Origin of the sequence: Pseudomonas sp. CC6-YY-74 (genome assembly GCF_002025205.1) — a bacterium.
Classification (GTDB): Bacteria; Pseudomonadota; Gammaproteobacteria; order Pseudomonadales; family Pseudomonadaceae; genus Aquipseudomonas; species Aquipseudomonas paeninsulae.
In genome coordinates this window covers 1,458,129-1,472,924 of the sequence record NZ_CP019947.1, presented here as the reverse complement: position 1 = coordinate 1,472,924, position 14,796 = coordinate 1,458,129, and the positions used below count along the sequence as shown (strand labels likewise).

Sequence of the window (14,796 nt, the reverse complement as noted above, 5' to 3'; positions counted from 1 at the left end):
AGCGTGACCACGTGATTCTGCCCTGGCTGGTCCTGATTCCCTTTATCGGCGGCCTGCTCTGCTGGTTGGCCGAGCGTCATAGCAGCACCCTGCCGCGCTGGCTGGCGTTGCTGACCATGCTGTTGGTACTGCTTATCGGCCTGTGGTTGTGGCAGCAGGGCGACTTCCAATTGGCACCGGGCGGCGGCCGCGAGCCGGCCTGGGAGCTGGAGTTCAAGTATCCGTGGATTTCGCGCTTCGGTATCAGCCTGCACCTGGCGCTGGACGGCCTGTCGCTGCTGATGATCCTGCTCACCGGTCTGCTCGGGGTGCTTTCGGTGCTCTGTTCCTGGCAGGAAATCCAGCAGCGCGTCGGCTTTTTCCACCTCAACCTGATGTGGATTCTCGGCGGCGTAATCGGCGTGTTCCTGGCCCTGGATCTGTTCCTGTTCTTCTTCTTCTGGGAAATGATGCTGGTCCCCATGTACTTCCTCATCGCTCTGTGGGGCCACAGTGCGGCCGACGGCAAGACCTCGCGGATCAATGCGGCGACCAAATTCTTCATCTACACCCAGGCCAGCGGCCTGATCATGCTGGTGGCGATTCTCGGCCTGGTATTCGCCAACTTCCACAGCAGTGGCGTGCTGACCTTCGACTACGCCCGGCTGCTGCAAACCAAGCTGGATCCGGCAGTCGAATACACCCTGATGCTCGGGTTTTTTATCGCCTTCGCGGTCAAGTTACCGGTGGTACCGCTGCACTCCTGGCTGCCGGATGCCCACGCCCAGGCTCCCACCGCCGGCTCCGTCGATCTGGCCGGGATCCTGCTGAAAACCGCGGCCTACGGCCTGCTGCGCTTCGGCATACCGCTGTTCCCCAATGCCTCGGCCGAGTTCGCCCCGATCGCCATGGGCCTCGGAGTACTGGGCATCGTCTATGGCGCCCTGCTGGCCTTTGCCCAGACCGACATCAAACGGCTGATTGCCTACACCAGCGTGTCGCACATGGGCTTCGTGTTGATCGGCATCTATTCCGGCACTCAGCTGGCGCTGCAAGGCGTGGTGATCCAGATGCTCGCCCATGGCCTCTCCGCTGCGGCGCTGTTCATCCTCTGCGGCCAGCTTTATGAACGCCTGCACACCCGCGACCTGCGCCTGATGGGCGGCCTGTGGGGCCGGCTGAATTATCTGCCGGGGGTGATGCTGTTCTTCGCCGCCGCCTCGCTGGGCTTGCCCGGTACCGGCAACTTCGTCGGCGAATTCCTGATTCTGCTCGGCGCCTTCAAGGTCGCCCCGCTGGTCACCGTGATCGCCACCGGCGGTCTGGTGCTGGCCTCGGTGTACTCGTTGATCATGATCCAGCGTGCGTTCTATGGCCCGGCCAAGGCCGAGGAAGCGCTGCGCGGGTTGGGTGGCCGCGAGCTGAGCATGATGCTCGGCCTGATTGGCTTGTTGCTGCTACTCGGGGTCTATCCGCAGCCGGTGTTGGACACCTCGGCGGCGAGCATGCACGGCGTCCAGCAATGGCTGGCCACGGCCTTCTCTCAACTGCTTTCGGCCCGGTAGCGCACATGGACCTGACCCTGAATCATTTCATCGCCTTGCTGCCGCTGCTGGTCACCAGCGCCACCGCCGTGCTGGTGATGCTCGGGATCGCCTGGCGGCGCAGCCATACCCAGAGTTTCGTGCTCTCGGTGATCGGCCTCAACCTGGCCTTGCTGTCACTGCTGCCCGCGCTGCAGGTCGCCCCGCTGCAGGTCACCGGGCTGCTGATGGTGGATCGTTTCGCCTGCTTCTATATGGCCCTGATACTGGTTGCCACCCTCGCCTGCCTCACCCTGGCCCACGCCTACCTCGGCGAGAAACAGGGTAAGGGCTACCCAGGTAACCGCGAAGAGCTCTACCTGCTGATGCTAATTGCCGCCGCAGGCGGCTTGGTGCTGGTCAGCGCGCAGCACCTGGCCAGCTTATTCATTGGCCTGGAGCTGCTCTCGCTACCGACTTACGGGCTGGTGGCCTATGCCTTTTTCAACAAGCGCTCGCTGGAGGCGGGCCTCAAGTACATGGTGCTGTCGGCCGCTGGATCAACGTTCCTGTTGTTCGGCATGGCCTTGCTGTATGCCGATGCAGGCAGCCTGAGCTTTGCCGGGATCGGCACCATCCTGGCGCCAGCCGCGCAGCCTGGGCCGCTGGTGCAGTTGGGCATGGCCCTGATGCTGGTCGCCCTGGCGTTCAAGCTGTCGCTGGTGCCCTTTCATCTGTGGACACCGGATGTTTACGAAGGCGCGCCAGCACCGGTTGCGGCCTTTCTCGCCACGGCCAGCAAGGTCGCCGTGTTCGCCGTGCTGCTGCGCCTGTTCCAGCTTTCACCCGCCGCCGCGAGCCCGGCGCTGCACGATCTACTGGCAGTAATCGCAGTCGCCTCGATCCTCTTCGGCAACCTGCTGGCCCTGCTGCAAAACAACCTCAAGCGCCTGCTCGGCTACTCTTCGATTGCCCACTTCGGCTATCTGTTGGTCGCCCTGATCGCCAGCGAGGGCCTGGCGGTCGAAGCGGTCGGCGTGTACCTGGTCACCTACGTGCTGACCGTACTCGGCGCCTTCGGCGTGGTCACCCTGATGTCCACGCCCTACAACGGCCGCGACTGCGATGCGCTCTACGAATACCGCGGGCTGTTCTGGCGCCGTCCCTACCTGACCGCCGTGCTCACGGTGATGATGCTGTCGCTGGCGGGCATTCCGCTGACCGCGGGCTTCATCGGCAAGTTCTACATCATCACCGTAGGCGTACAAGCCGAGCTCTGGTGGCTGCTCGGCGCCCTGGTAATCGGTAGCGCGATCGGGGTGTTCTATTACCTGCGGGTGGTGGTCACCCTGTTCATGGTCGAACCCAACCTGCGCCGCCACGATGCGCCATTCAACTGGGGCCAGCGTGCGGGCGGCATCATGCTGCTGGTCGTCGCTCTGCTGGCGTTCTTCCTTGGCGTGTATCCGCAACCGCTGCTGGATTTGGTGCTAAACGCGGGGCTGACGGGGCTCATCCGGTAAACGCTTGGTTCAGGGCAGATTGATGGTGATCTTGTCACTGGCGTACAGATCCCAGGTGGCGATGAACAGAGCGGCGATCAGAGGGCCAATGACAAAACCGTTGAGGCCGAACAATGTCAGCCCACCGAGGGTGGAGATCAGCACCAGATAATCCGGCATCTTGGTGTCCTTGCCGATCAATAGCGGACGCAGGACGTTGTCCACCAGGCCAATCACGAAGACCCCGCAGAGCACCAGCGCCAGCCCTCGCCAGATGCTGCCACTGAGCAGCAGGTAAGCGGCGATAGGCGCCCAGAGGATGCTCGAACCCACAGCTGGTAACAGGGACAGAAATGCCATCAGCACTCCCCAGAGCAATGGGCTGGGGATACCCAACAGCAAAAAGATCAGCCCGCCAACAGCGCCCTGGATAATCGCCACGACAATATTGCCCTTCATCGTGGCACGCACCACACAGGTGAACTTGACCTGTAGGCGACGCTTTTCCGTGGCACCCAACGGAATCGCCATGCGCAGCTTGCGGGTCAGCTCCGGGCCATCGCGCAGGAAGAAGAACAGCAGGTAGAGCATCACGAAGAAACTGACCACAAAGTGAAAGGTGCCCTGGCCGATGTCGAAGGCCTTGGTGGCGAGGAACTGGCTAACCTCCAGGGCAGCACTGGCGATTCGCTCGCGCAGGTCATCGAAGTTGCCCATGCCGACACTGTCGAGCAGACGTTGCAGGAACGGCGGCAGCATATCCTTCAGCTGTGCCACATACATGCCGATATCGAGTTCCCCGGACTCGAGCCGCTGGTAGATGGAGCCCCCTTCCTGGACCAACATGCCGGTTATCACGATCACCGGCAGCACCGCGACCAGCAGGCAGATAATCAGGGTGAGCAGCGCCGACAGGTTGCCCCGACCGTCCATGCGCAGCACCAGACGCCGCTGCACCGGGCCGAACACTACCGCCAGTACCACTGCCCAGAACAGCGCACCGTAGTACGGCAGGAGCAGCCAGCCGAAGGCCAGGGTCGCGCCGACCAACAGGATCAGGAAGGTCTTTTGTTCAATGCTAGGCGGCAACATGGCTGAGTACTGGCATAAGGATATTTCTGTTTAGTCAGCAGAATAGCCGTCAAGTGCCAGCCCAGCGCCGGCAGGCTTAGCTATTTGTCGACCAAACGCCCAACCCAAGCGGTCTACATTGACTTACAGCACCATCGCCGCGACCCAGCCGAACACCAGCAGCGGCAGGTTGTAGTGCAAGAAGGTCGGCACCACGCTGTCCCAGATATGGTTGTGCTGGCCGTCGACATTCAGCCCCGAGGTCGGCCCGAGGGTCGAGTCCGAGGCCGGCGAACCGGCATCGCCCAGGGCGCCGGCAGTACCGACGATGCTGACGATGGCCAACGGACTGAAACCCAGCTGCACACCCAGCGGCACGAAGATCGCGGCGATGATCGGCACCGTGGAGAACGACGAGCCGATGCCCATGGTCACCAGCAGGCCGACCAGCAGCATCAGCAATGCGCCGATGGCCTTGTCCTGCCCCACCAACTCGGCAGCGCTGTCGACCAGGGTTTCCACCTCGCCGGTGGCCTTCATAACCTCGGCAAAACCGGCGGCGGCGATCATGATGAAGCCGATCATCGCCATCATCTTCATGCCCTCGGTGAACAGGCCTTCGGCCTCTTTCCAGCGCACCACCCCGGACACCGAAAAGATCACGAAGCCGACCAGGGCACCGATGATCATCGAATCCAGCCACAACTGCACGACGAAGGCCGCGCCAATCGCCACAGCGGCCACCAGCAGACTCAGCGGGTTGTAGGCCACGTCGATACGCTCGGCCTGCTCGATCTTCGCCAGGTCATAGACGCGTTTCTTGCGATAGCTGAACAACACCGCCACCAACAGGCCGAACAGCATGCCCAGCGCCGGAATCGCCATGGCCTCGGTGATGCTGATCCCGGTCACATCCACCCCGGCCTTGGCCACATTAGCCAGGAGGATTTGATTGAGGAAGATGCCGCCAAAGCCGACCGGCAGGAACATATAGGGCGTAATCAGGCCAAAGGTCAGCACGCAGGCGATCAGCCGGCGATCCAGTTGCAGCTTGCTCAACACATAGAGCAGCGGTGGCACCAATAGCGGAATGAAGGCGATGTGGATCGGCAGCACGTTCTGCGAGGCAATCGCCACCGCCAGCAGCAATGCGATCAACAGCCACTTGAGCAATCCTCCGCCCTGCGCATCCTGCTGGCCGACCAGAGCCAGGGCCTTGTCGGCCAGCGCATGAGCCAGGCCGGACTTGGCGATGGCCACGGCAAAGGCACCGAGCAAGGCATAGGACAGCGCCACCGTAGCACCGCCGCCAAGTCCCCGATTGAACGCCGCCAGCGAGCCTTCCACCCCCAAGCCGCCGAGCACACCACCGGCCAGTGCGCCGACGATCAGCGCGACCACCACGTGCACGCGGCACAGGCTGAGGACCAGCATGATGCCGACCGCTGCGATTACTGCATTCATGAACCGCTCCTAATGAAGCTTTGCTGGAAAAATCCGAGATGGGTGGCTGCGTCGGCGGATGGCGGACTGCGTGTCCATGCTCAGCGGCGCACAGCAGCCAAGCAGAAGACTGACCGGCAACCGCCGTGGCGCCCGAAAAAGTCGCGTACTCTGCCGCAAGCACTCTGGGCTGTCAAAAATACCCCGTGCGATATATTGATCGCGTCGTGCATAATTCCAGCATTTCACTCTGCCTCCAGCCCCACAAACCACAGTTATCTCGTCGCGATGCAGTCAATTCGATCAAGAAAACCGCACCCGCGCCGATAGACGACCTGTAGAACAACAACGTAAGGAGCACTTCATGCCGTTCAGCCGTCTTTCGATCCAGTGGAAAATAACCCTGCTTGCCGGCCTGTGCCTGCTGGCGATCGTGACGCTGCTGGTCGGTGCCTCGCTCTATCAATCCACGCGCAGCGCCGAGCTGGTGCGCAGTTCCAGCAGCAGCATGCTGGCCGACAGCGCCAAGCTGCGCCTGCAGGCACGCGGCGAGCTGCAGGCGATCCGCATCCAGCGCTACTTCATGGATACCTACCAGTACGGCAAAGGTGTCTCCCGGCAAATCCTGTTTCTTCGCGACCAGGCCGAAAAGCGCTTTCTCGATGCCTTCGACCTGCGCGAAGACCTGACCCGGCAAGTGCGCACCAGTCTGCAAGCCAATCCGTCGCTGCTCGGTTTGTACCTGGTGTTTGAACCGAACGGCCTGGATGGCAAGGACGAACTGTTCGCCGATCAGGCCGAACTGGGCAGCAACGACCAGGGCCGTTTCTCGCTGTACTGGTCGCAAGCCAAGCCGGGTCAACTGGCGTCAGAGTCGATGAACGAGCAGATGCTCAACGACACCAAGACCGGCCCTAGCGGCGACCCCTACAACGCCTGGTACACCTGCCCGCGCGACAGCGGCAAGACCTGCGTACTCGAGCCCTACTTCGATGAGGTCGGCGGCCAGCAGGTGCTGATGACCAGCATCGCCTTCCCGCTCGAACTGGAGGGCAAGGTGATCGGCGTGGTCGGTCTCGATATCAGCCTGGATAGCCTGCAACAGCTGAGCCTGCAAGCCAATCGCGAGCTCTATGGCGGTGCCGGTCACGTCAGCATCTTCAGCCCGGCGGCATTGCTGGCCGGCCACAGTCGTGACGCCAGTCTGCTCAGCAAGTCAGTCGACAAGGCTTACAGCGAGCACGCCAGCGAGTTACTGCCGTTGATCAATAGCGGCACCACCGCCGAACTGCAGCACGGTGAAATGCTCCGTGTGCTGCAGCCGTTCAAGCCGATTCCCGAGGCCAAGCCCTGGAGCGTATTGCTCGAAGTCCCCGAACAGGAACTGCTCGCCCCCGCCCTGCAACTGGAACAGCAGCTAGACCAGCGGCGCACCAGCGACAGCGCAGTAGCCCTGATGATCGGTCTAGTGGCTATGCTGCTCGGCCTGCTGCTGATGTGGCTGACCGCCCGCGGAGTGACCAAGCCGATTCTCGGGGTGGCCGCCATGCTCAAGGACATCGCCAGTGGCGAAGGCGACCTGACCCGCCGCCTGGAGTACGCCAAACAGGACGAGCTGGGCGAGTTGGCCGGTTGGTTTAACCGCTTCCTCGACAAACTCCAGCCGATTATTGCCGACGTCAAACGCAGCGTGCAGGATGCTCGCGGTACTGCCGACCAGTCCTCTGCCATCGCCAGTCAGACCAGCGCGGGTATGCAGCAGCAGTTTCGTGAAGTCGACCAGGTCGCTACCGCCTTCCAGGAAATGAGCGCCACCGCTCAAGATGTAGCGCACAACGCCGCGCAAGCCGCCGACGCGACACGCAGCGCCGACCAGGCCAGCCGTGAAGGCCTCGAAGTGATCGGCAAGACCACCTCGACCATCGAGTTGCTGGCCAACGAAATGAACGTGGCCATGCAGGAAGTCGAGGGTCTGGCCAACAGCAGCGAGCAGATTGGTTCGGTGCTCGAAGTGATTCGCTCGATTGCCGATCAGACCAATCTGCTCGCACTCAACGCCGCCATCGAAGCAGCCCGCGCCGGTGAAGCCGGGCGCGGTTTTGCAGTAGTCGCCGATGAGGTACGAAACCTGGCCAAGCGCACTCAGGATTCGGTAGAGGAAATCCGCCAAGTGATCGAAGGCCTGCAAAAAGGTACCCGCGAGGTGGTCAGTACCATGCATAGCAGCCACCGCCAGGCCCAGGGCAGCGTGGAGCAAGTCGGCCACGCGGTGGCCGTGCTGCAGCGCATCAGCCAGGCGGTGAGCGTGATCACCGACATGAACCTGCAAATCGCCAGCGCTGCCGAGGAGCAAAGTTCGGTGGCCGAGGAAATCAATCGCAACGTCGCCTCCATCCGTGATGTCACCGAATCCATTTCCGGGCAGGCCAATCAGTCGGCGACTATCAGCCAGAACCTGAACAAGCTGGCCAACCACCAGCAGAGCCTGATGGATCAATTCCGCGTCTGACCAGCCAGTCCCCTATGCTTTGCAACCCAGGCCTGCGTCCGCTAGCCTGGGTGATCAATTTTTTTAGGGAATACCTGCATGCTCAATATCGCCTTGGTTGCCGGTTCCGGCCGCAACAACAGCCAGTCCGGCAAAGTGGCACGCTTCCTGCGCCAGCGGCTGATGCAACTCGAACAGACCACCGACGAGCTGAGCTGCGTGATCGACCTGGGGCTGGCACCACTGCCACTGTGGCCCGCCGAGGACGCCGGGCCGTGGAACCTCTACAGCAAGCAGCTGAGCAACGCCGATGCCATCGTGATAGTCGCTCCCGAGTGGAACGGCATGGCCTGTCCGGCCATCAAGAACTTCTTCATCTACGCCAGCAAGACTGAACTGGCGCACAAACCGGGTCTGCTGGTCGGCGTATCGTCTGGCGCTGGCGGCGCCTACCCGATCAGCGAACTGCGCGCGTCCAGCTACAAGAACTGCCGCCTCTGCTACGTTCCCGAGCACCTGATCGTGCGTCAGGTCGAAAAAGTCCTCAACACCCCCGAGCCCAGCAGCGAAGACGACCAGCGCCTGCGCGGTCGCATCGACTACGACCTGGATATCCTGGGTAAATACGCCCGCGCCCTGAAACCGGTGCGCGCAAGTATCGACATGAGCAACCCGGCGTTTGCCAACGGCATGTGACAGAGGGAGTCGTACCAACTGGGCGCATGATGCAGCACTGAGTTGGGTGCCGGCGAATCAATTGAGAGGCACCTCCCTGTGCCAAGGGGTGGTTCATCCCGATTCTGCCGAGATGCCAGTACCCCTTACTTCGGACAGCAACCAGTCGTTCAATGAGGGGTGCCATACAGCGCCCTGTCCCTCAGGATAGGGGACTTGAAACGCGTTTCCGAAGCGCCGCTTTGTTGCTCCTGTTGCTTGAGCGCGGGACCAGCCGCAGTGGGCTGTTCCTCGAGCATCTGAACAAATCGTTGGCCAGAGTCCTGACTGGCGCGATTGCTCAGCAGAGCCTCTTGCTGCAGGCGATAGTCCATCAATAGGTCACTGCCACCTTCTGCCAGCAACAACCCGGCTTCGTTCGCCTGTACTGCGGTCACAGTTGCCGTCATTAATACGGCTAGTGCCGTCGTATGCAGTATCGATGTCATGGTGTGATCCTCCGCATAAAGCATTGCCCCCCATGTAAAGCATTGCCCCCGTGTTTCAGATTACTAGCGAGGCGTTCTGTTACCAGGCAGCCTGTCGGGTGCAGTCGCCAGCCGATAAACGGACCTTGCCCGTGGATAGGCTCGGGTTTTATGGTGGATGAGCCTGCCAAAATCATCCGGCAGGTCATGTTGTGTCACCAGCACAGGAGAATCGTTTGCACGACCTCTTATTGATTTTTCTCGATCGCCGGCGACAGCTCCTGACAGGCCTCCTGCTCGGTGGCAGTTTGCTCATGGGAGAGGCCAAAGCCGCACCTCACGCTCCGCGCGAACATCGGGATGTACAGGTCACGCAGCGGCTTCAGCACTGGCAGTCATTGATCGTCGAGTCGATGCAACTAAGCGAGCCGGAAAAACTGCAGGCGGTTAACGCGTTTTTCAATAAGCACATCCGCTTTGGCGAAGACCGAGATCTGTGGGGGCAAAACGATTATTGGGCCTCGCCGCTGGAAACCCTCGAACTAGGTGCCGGCGACTGTGAAGACTTCGCCCTGGCCAAATACTTCACCCTGCGCCTGCTCGGTGTCTCCGAACAAAGCCTGCGCCTCGTCTACACCACCCTGGCCTCTACCAAGCAGGCTCATATGGTGCTGGGCTTCTGGTCCGATAGTGGTGCAGCGCCCGTACTGCTGGACAATCTGCTCAGGGAAATCCTGCCCATTACCCAGCGCTTCGACCTACAGGTACAGTTTGCCTTTGGTCCAACGCACATGTACCGGTTCGAGCGGAGCACCTTGCAGGTGGCTGGCAACACCGAACTGCTACCCCATTGGCAAGTGCTGATGACCAGGATGAAAGGCCAAGGCTTTGCCCTGCCAGACGCGGGCAAGGTCAATCTTTAGCGGCGAACAGTTCGTTGCAAATGCCCGACAACACCGCCGAAACAAGGCCGTATCGGCAACGCAGGCCATTTTTCAATGATCAGGTCGTAAGGCTCGCTGGCACCCTGATACAGCGCATCGCGGCCATCGGCCAGCCAATCCACCGCATAGCCGTGGCGGGCCAGGCCGGCGAGCAGCTCGTCGGCCAGGGGCACATGGTCTTCCACTAACAACAGGCGCATTCAGTCGTCTACCTCGTCCTTCAGGATGCGTCCATCACGAGCGTCCAGTTCCGATTCGCGAACCACGCCTTACGGGGTCAGAAACTCGACCTCATAGACCAGGATGTCGTCTTCCTCTTCCAGCTCGGCCTCGAGCAAGGTGGCGCCGGGGTATTGCTGCAGAGCCTCGTCCAGCAGTTGCTCGAGGGGCAGGATGTGCCCCGCCTGGCGCATGCGCAAGGCTTCATCCTGATCCAGGTCGCGGGCACTGACGCTACCGTTCAGCACCAGCAGAAACAGGCCGCACAGCGCGCTATTACCCAGAGCGCCTTGCATCAATCGTCCTGCTGATGCTTGAGAACCTGACCGTTGCTGGCGTCCAGTTCAATGTCCCATTGCACGCCTTGTGCGTCGCGCACTTCGAGCCGGTAAATGTAGCGACCGTATTCTTCTTCCAGCTCGGTTTCTTCGATTTTGCCACCGGGATACTCGGCCAGGGCCGCGGCATTGAGCGTCTCGAACGGCTGGATGGTGCCCGCATCACGCAGTTTCAATGCCTCATCCGGGCCCAAGTCACGCGCTTGAGCGATCCCGGCAACGACGCTCAGGGCAGCAGCGGTGACCAGTGCGATCAAGGTTTTCATGGTGAGTCTCCGTAAGGTTTTTTTCGACGGGGTTCACGTTAGCGCTGCCGACTTAATTCAAGCTGAATTCGCGCGAACGCCATAGCGGCCCTCTCCGCCGTCGCTCTCTGCATCATTCACCGGATGAAGTGGCTTGGCCTGCTCGCCTGGGGCCCTATAATCGCGTTCTTGCGTGATGGAGGCGAGCATGAGTGCGATTCTAATCAAGTACCCCGCCCTGACCATCAAGGCCGGGGCACGGGCCTTGGTGCGCATCCGCGAGCGCGGCTTGCAACCCGCCGACGTGGGCATTCTGCCTGGAGCTGCCGGCGGGCCCAAAGCCCTCGGTATCCAGGGCCTGGACTTGGCCTTGTTCGGCGACTGGCTATTGCGCGCGCCACGTGAGCGCTCGCTGATCGGCGCCTCGATCGGCTCCTGGCGTTTCGCCAGTGCCTGCTTGCCGGATGCCGTCGCAGGCCTTCTGCGCCTGGGTGAACTCTACACCGAGCAACGCTTTGCCCAAGACGCGAGCATGGCCGAGGTCTCGCGCAGTTGTCGGCTGATGCTTGAGGATCTATTGGCCGGCCAGGACGCCGACGTATTGAGCAACCCGCACTACCGGTTGAATATCGTCGTGGTGAAGAGCCACGGCCTACTCCGACATGACCACCGCGGCGCGCTGGGCCTGGGCTTGTCCTCGGTGATCGGCAACAACCTGCTCGGGCGTTCGCGCCTGGCTCGGCACTTCGAGCGGCTGGTCCTGCACGATGCACGTCTGGCCCCGCCGCTGACCGAACTTAGTGACTTTCCTTCGCGCTACCTGACGCTGGACCACAGCAACCTGCGCCATGCCCTGCTCGCCTCCGGTTCGATCCCAATGATCATGCAAGGGGTACGCGACATCCCGGGCGCCGGTCCGGGGACCTACCGGGACGGAGGCCTGCTCGATTATCACCTCGACCTGCCCTACAGCGGCGACGACATCGTGCTTTATCCGCACTTCACCGACAGAGTCATCCCCGGCTGGTTCGACAAGGGCATGCCCTGGCGCCGCGGCGATGCCGGACGCTTGCAGGATGTATTGCTGCTGGCACCCTCGCGTGAATACCTGGCACGCCTGCCCCACGGCAAATTACCGGATCGCAAGGACTTCAGCCGTTACCTGGGTGATGACCCCAGCCGCGAGCGCTATTGGCGCAAAGCCATGGACGAAAGCCAGCGACTGGGTGACGAATTCCTCGAATTGGCGGACAGTGGCCGCCTGGCCGAGCGCATGCTGGCTTTATGACGAATGCGTGATTGCAGTGGCATTCTCGGCCGGCTAGGTTAGTCAGCGCTCAACCACGGAAGGACGTTCATGAAACTTGCGGTCGCCATCATCCACGGCATCGGTACCCAACCAGACAACCGCGATAAGGATGGCCAGCACGCCTTCGCACAAAGCCTGATTGCCGGCCTGCGCCGGCGCCTGGGGGCAGAAGCCGACCACATCGCCTTCCAGAGCCTGTACTGGGCCAGCGTGCTGGATAAACGCCAACTGGCCTTTCTCGACCAACTGCGTGACCAGCCAGTTCGTTGGCGCTGGCTACGGCGCATCGTCACCCTGTTCCTCGGCGACGCCAGTGGCTATCGCAAGGTCAGCCAGGCCTACGACACCACCTACGAAGAAGTGCATCAATGCCTGCGCGGCGGCCTCAATGCCCTGCGTGCCAAGGTCGATGCCGATACGCCGCTGGTGGTGCTGGCGCATTCATTGGGCGGGCATGTTTTTTCCAACTTTGTCTGGGATCAGCAGGTCATCAACAAGACCCCAAGCTGCCCGTATGATCCATTTCTTGCCCTGGAAACCCTGACAGGGTTGGTTACCTTCGGTTGCAACATTCCTCTGTTCACCTTTGCCTACGACCCGGTGATCCCGATTCGCTTTCCTGGTCATTGCTTGAGCGGGCCGATGCGTGAACAAGCTCGCTGGCTCAACCTCTACGCCCCGGCCGATCCCTTGGGCTACCCGTTACGCCCGTTGCCGAGTTATGCCGCGGTAGTCAGCGAGGATTGCGCCATGCCGGTCGGCCCCTGGTACAAGCGACATACACCGTTAAGCCATCTGGCCTACTGGGACGATAGAAACTTTCAGCGTTATATCGCGAACTACTTACAGCAACTTCTAGCCACCGGCAATTCCATGCAAGTCCGTGAGTGCTCATAAAACAAGACGCCCCCGAAATCCGTGACAGTCGCATTACTGTCACGATCCGAGGGCGCCTTAGTCCAGCAGCGCTAGGGTGTAGCGCGTTTTAACGGTAAGAATACCGAGTGGCGTTATATCAATTACCAGCCGGCCAGAGCCGAATTCCTCAACGCATAAGAGTTAGCCGGAGTAGTCTCAGTCTCAGCCTCTTCACGGTTTTTCGCCCACTGGGTCAGCAGTACCATCGCCATGAAACCACCGACAATCAGTACCGGGTAGGCTGCCAGAATTTCCGTTAACGAGTACTTCCAGGACAGAGGGCGACCGACGCCAAGCATCGCGGCATAGAACCAGGACACGCCCGAAAGTGCACCGGCAAACAGCGCGAACATGCGCATATTGAATTCCAACTTGAGTACCGTGCCAGCTTTCTGCAGGGCAGGCAGTACCAGCCTATGCAGCAGCATGCCATTGAACGTCAGCAACATGACGATGGCGATCTTAGCTTGTAGCTTTGGATTCAGCAGATAGGACAACCCCTTATCGCCAATGTCGACCCAGATAACCGCAACACCGGTTACCCAGAGCACCGCCAGTGCAGCGGATACAGTTTTCTGTAAACTTTCCATGTGGCGACTGTCTTGCAGATGATTTTTCTCACCGTTCAATAACTCTTTGACCATTGCGATGTCGCTGGTCAACACCATGCCAATGGCAACGCAACAGGCGATCAGGTGCGTATAAATAATCCCTAAACGCATAAACTCCATGGTCGTCTTTTGTTCAAAAAACGAAGCGATAATCGTAAAATCCATGGGTGCCTCTTTTATATTCAGGAGAATCAGACTCTCTGCGTCATATGATTCATTTGGTTTTTTACGTTTGCAGTGAAGAAATACTCCAGTGCAGTTTTCGGTTTCAGAGTCGAAACATCAAATGCATAACAGCCTGGCGAATGAACTTCTCATCATTCGACTTCCTCTTTCAAAAGTAAAAAGCCCCTTCACACATGATGCACTCAATGCACTCATGTGAAAAAAAGCTCCTGGATTGGTGGAAACGCAGGTAAATCCCTCGCTTCCGTCTGCCTGATTTATGAACGATTAAAGAAAAAACCGTTCACTTTCTGACCGATAAAGCCGACAAACGGCAGTGCTTTTATGGCCTCGAAGCGCGCCGTTCGATGCCGCACAGTTCCTGAAACCGCCGTGTTTGACGGTTCACTCTCTGATTGAGCAGGGTTCAAACTTTTTCTCGGGACAGGTAGGCAAATCATCCAGGGGAACAGCTGCCTTGACAGACCGCACATTATTCACCTGCAAATGTGACTTATAGGTCGACTCCAGTCATCAACATGTATAACTGGCCGGCGTAGCACCATGCGCCGCTGGCCCTATGACATTTGGGATTACCTCGGAGAAACCGCCCCCATGAACGCCCCGCTGCGTTTTAACGAAGCACTGCTGATCGCCGATCGCGCCTTTCAACCCTTCCAGTGTGTCGCCTGGGCACCGCAAGATGGCACTGGCGAGCTGAGCCTTACGGTCATCGACCGTACCAGCACCCGCCTACTGGGTCGCACCCAGCTGTCGAGCAGCATCTACAGCGACCCGGTACAACTAGCCCTCGTGCTGAACAAGTCGCGCGCTGAATTGAGCCAGCAGGGTTATGACCTGGCTCCCTGGAGCATGCCGGAGTAATCCTCAGGCCTTAT

The 14,796-nt window shown here is 60.3% G+C and carries 13 protein-coding genes and 3 pseudogenes; 9 read left to right on the top strand and 7 right to left on the bottom strand.

The features are described 5' to 3' along the window. Positions 1–11 precede the first annotated feature (11 nt). Both nuoM and nuoN read left to right on the top strand, forming a co-directional pair. Positions 12–1,544, top strand: coding sequence for an NADH-quinone oxidoreductase subunit M (gene nuoM / locus B2D37_RS06830; RefSeq protein WP_079202005.1), 1,533 nt, complete (start codon positions 12–14; stop codon positions 1,542–1,544). 5 nt (positions 1,545–1,549) lie between these two features. Beyond that, entirely contained in the window at positions 1,550–3,025 is a 1,476-nt protein-coding gene (gene nuoN / locus B2D37_RS06825; RefSeq protein ID WP_079202004.1) for an NADH-quinone oxidoreductase subunit NuoN, read from the top strand. A gap of 9 nt (positions 3,026–3,034) precedes the next feature. Here the strand turns inward: nuoN and B2D37_RS06820 are convergent, their stop codons facing one another. Together B2D37_RS06820 and B2D37_RS06815 are read right to left on the bottom strand one after the other, a co-directional pair. Then, the gene (locus tag B2D37_RS06820; protein WP_079202003.1) at positions 3,035–4,096 is read right to left on the bottom strand and encodes an AI-2E family transporter; all 1,062 of its coding nucleotides are present in this window, start codon (positions 4,094–4,096) and stop codon (positions 3,035–3,037) included. Between the two features lie 123 nt (positions 4,097–4,219). Then, the gene (locus B2D37_RS06815; protein WP_079202002.1) at positions 4,220–5,539 is read right to left on the bottom strand and encodes a Na+/H+ antiporter family protein; all 1,320 of its coding nucleotides are present in this window, start codon (positions 5,537–5,539) and stop codon (positions 4,220–4,222) included. Between the two features lie 343 nt (positions 5,540–5,882). On the opposite strand from B2D37_RS06815, the pseudogene B2D37_RS24100 reads away from it, so the two are divergent. The 3 genes and pseudogenes from B2D37_RS24100 to B2D37_RS06805 form a co-directional block, all read left to right on the top strand. After that, positions 5,883–7,121, top strand: a pseudogene (locus B2D37_RS24100) (chemotaxis protein); the annotation flags it as partial. Between the two features lie 150 nt (positions 7,122–7,271). Then, positions 7,272–8,027: a methyl-accepting chemotaxis protein gene (locus B2D37_RS24095; RefSeq protein ID WP_371915443.1), complete on the top strand. Its 756-nt coding sequence runs from the start codon at positions 7,272–7,274 to the stop codon at positions 8,025–8,027. Between the two features lie 78 nt (positions 8,028–8,105). Then, the gene (locus B2D37_RS06805; RefSeq protein WP_079202000.1) at positions 8,106–8,702 is read left to right on the top strand and encodes an NADPH-dependent FMN reductase; all 597 of its coding nucleotides are present in this window, start codon (positions 8,106–8,108) and stop codon (positions 8,700–8,702) included. Positions 8,703–8,851: 149 nt separating this feature from the next. On the opposite strand, the gene B2D37_RS06800 is transcribed toward B2D37_RS06805, so the two are convergent. Then, the gene (locus B2D37_RS06800) at positions 8,852–9,169 is read right to left on the bottom strand and encodes a hypothetical protein (RefSeq protein WP_154067055.1); all 318 of its coding nucleotides are present in this window, start codon (positions 9,167–9,169) and stop codon (positions 8,852–8,854) included. A 215-nt stretch (positions 9,170–9,384) separates the two neighbouring features. Between B2D37_RS06800 and B2D37_RS06795 the strand changes: the two genes are divergently transcribed. Then, the gene (locus tag B2D37_RS06795) at positions 9,385–10,071 is read left to right on the top strand and encodes a transglutaminase-like cysteine peptidase (protein WP_079201998.1); all 687 of its coding nucleotides are present in this window, start codon (positions 9,385–9,387) and stop codon (positions 10,069–10,071) included. A gap of 44 nt (positions 10,072–10,115) precedes the next feature. On the opposite strand, the pseudogene B2D37_RS06790 reads toward B2D37_RS06795, so the two are convergent. The 3 genes and pseudogenes from B2D37_RS06790 to B2D37_RS06780 form a co-directional block, all read right to left on the bottom strand. Next, positions 10,116–10,292 (bottom strand): annotated as a pseudogene (locus B2D37_RS06790) (DNA-binding response regulator); the annotation flags it as partial. After that, positions 10,293–10,607 (bottom strand): annotated as a pseudogene (locus tag B2D37_RS06785) (PepSY domain-containing protein). After that, positions 10,607–10,915 (bottom strand): PepSY domain-containing protein, encoded by a 309-nt coding sequence (locus tag B2D37_RS06780; protein ID WP_079201997.1) that lies wholly within the window; start codon positions 10,913–10,915, stop codon positions 10,607–10,609. The pseudogene B2D37_RS06785 and the gene B2D37_RS06780 overlap by 1 nt, the downstream one beginning before the upstream one ends. Positions 10,916–11,102: 187 nt before the next feature. Here B2D37_RS06780 and B2D37_RS06775 point away from each other — a divergent pair, with 187 nt between their 5' ends. Continuing rightward, the gene (locus B2D37_RS06775) at positions 11,103–12,182 is read left to right on the top strand and encodes a hypothetical protein (RefSeq protein ID WP_079201996.1); all 1,080 of its coding nucleotides are present in this window, start codon (positions 11,103–11,105) and stop codon (positions 12,180–12,182) included. Between the two features lie 69 nt (positions 12,183–12,251). Beyond that, positions 12,252–13,100, top strand: coding sequence for a hypothetical protein (locus tag B2D37_RS06770; protein ID WP_079201995.1), 849 nt, complete (start codon positions 12,252–12,254; stop codon positions 13,098–13,100). Between the two features lie 122 nt (positions 13,101–13,222). On the opposite strand, the gene B2D37_RS06765 is transcribed toward B2D37_RS06770, so the two are convergent. After that, positions 13,223–13,897 carry a hypothetical protein gene (locus B2D37_RS06765; RefSeq protein ID WP_079201994.1) on the bottom strand — a complete coding sequence of 225 codons (675 nt, stop codon included), beginning with the start codon at positions 13,895–13,897 and terminating at the stop codon, positions 13,223–13,225. A gap of 615 nt (positions 13,898–14,512) precedes the next feature. Here B2D37_RS06765 and B2D37_RS06760 point away from each other — a divergent pair. Further along, positions 14,513–14,782, top strand: a complete 270-nt coding sequence (locus B2D37_RS06760) for a hypothetical protein (protein WP_079204919.1) — start codon at positions 14,513–14,515, stop codon at positions 14,780–14,782. The last annotated feature ends 14 nt before the right edge of the window (positions 14,783–14,796 follow it).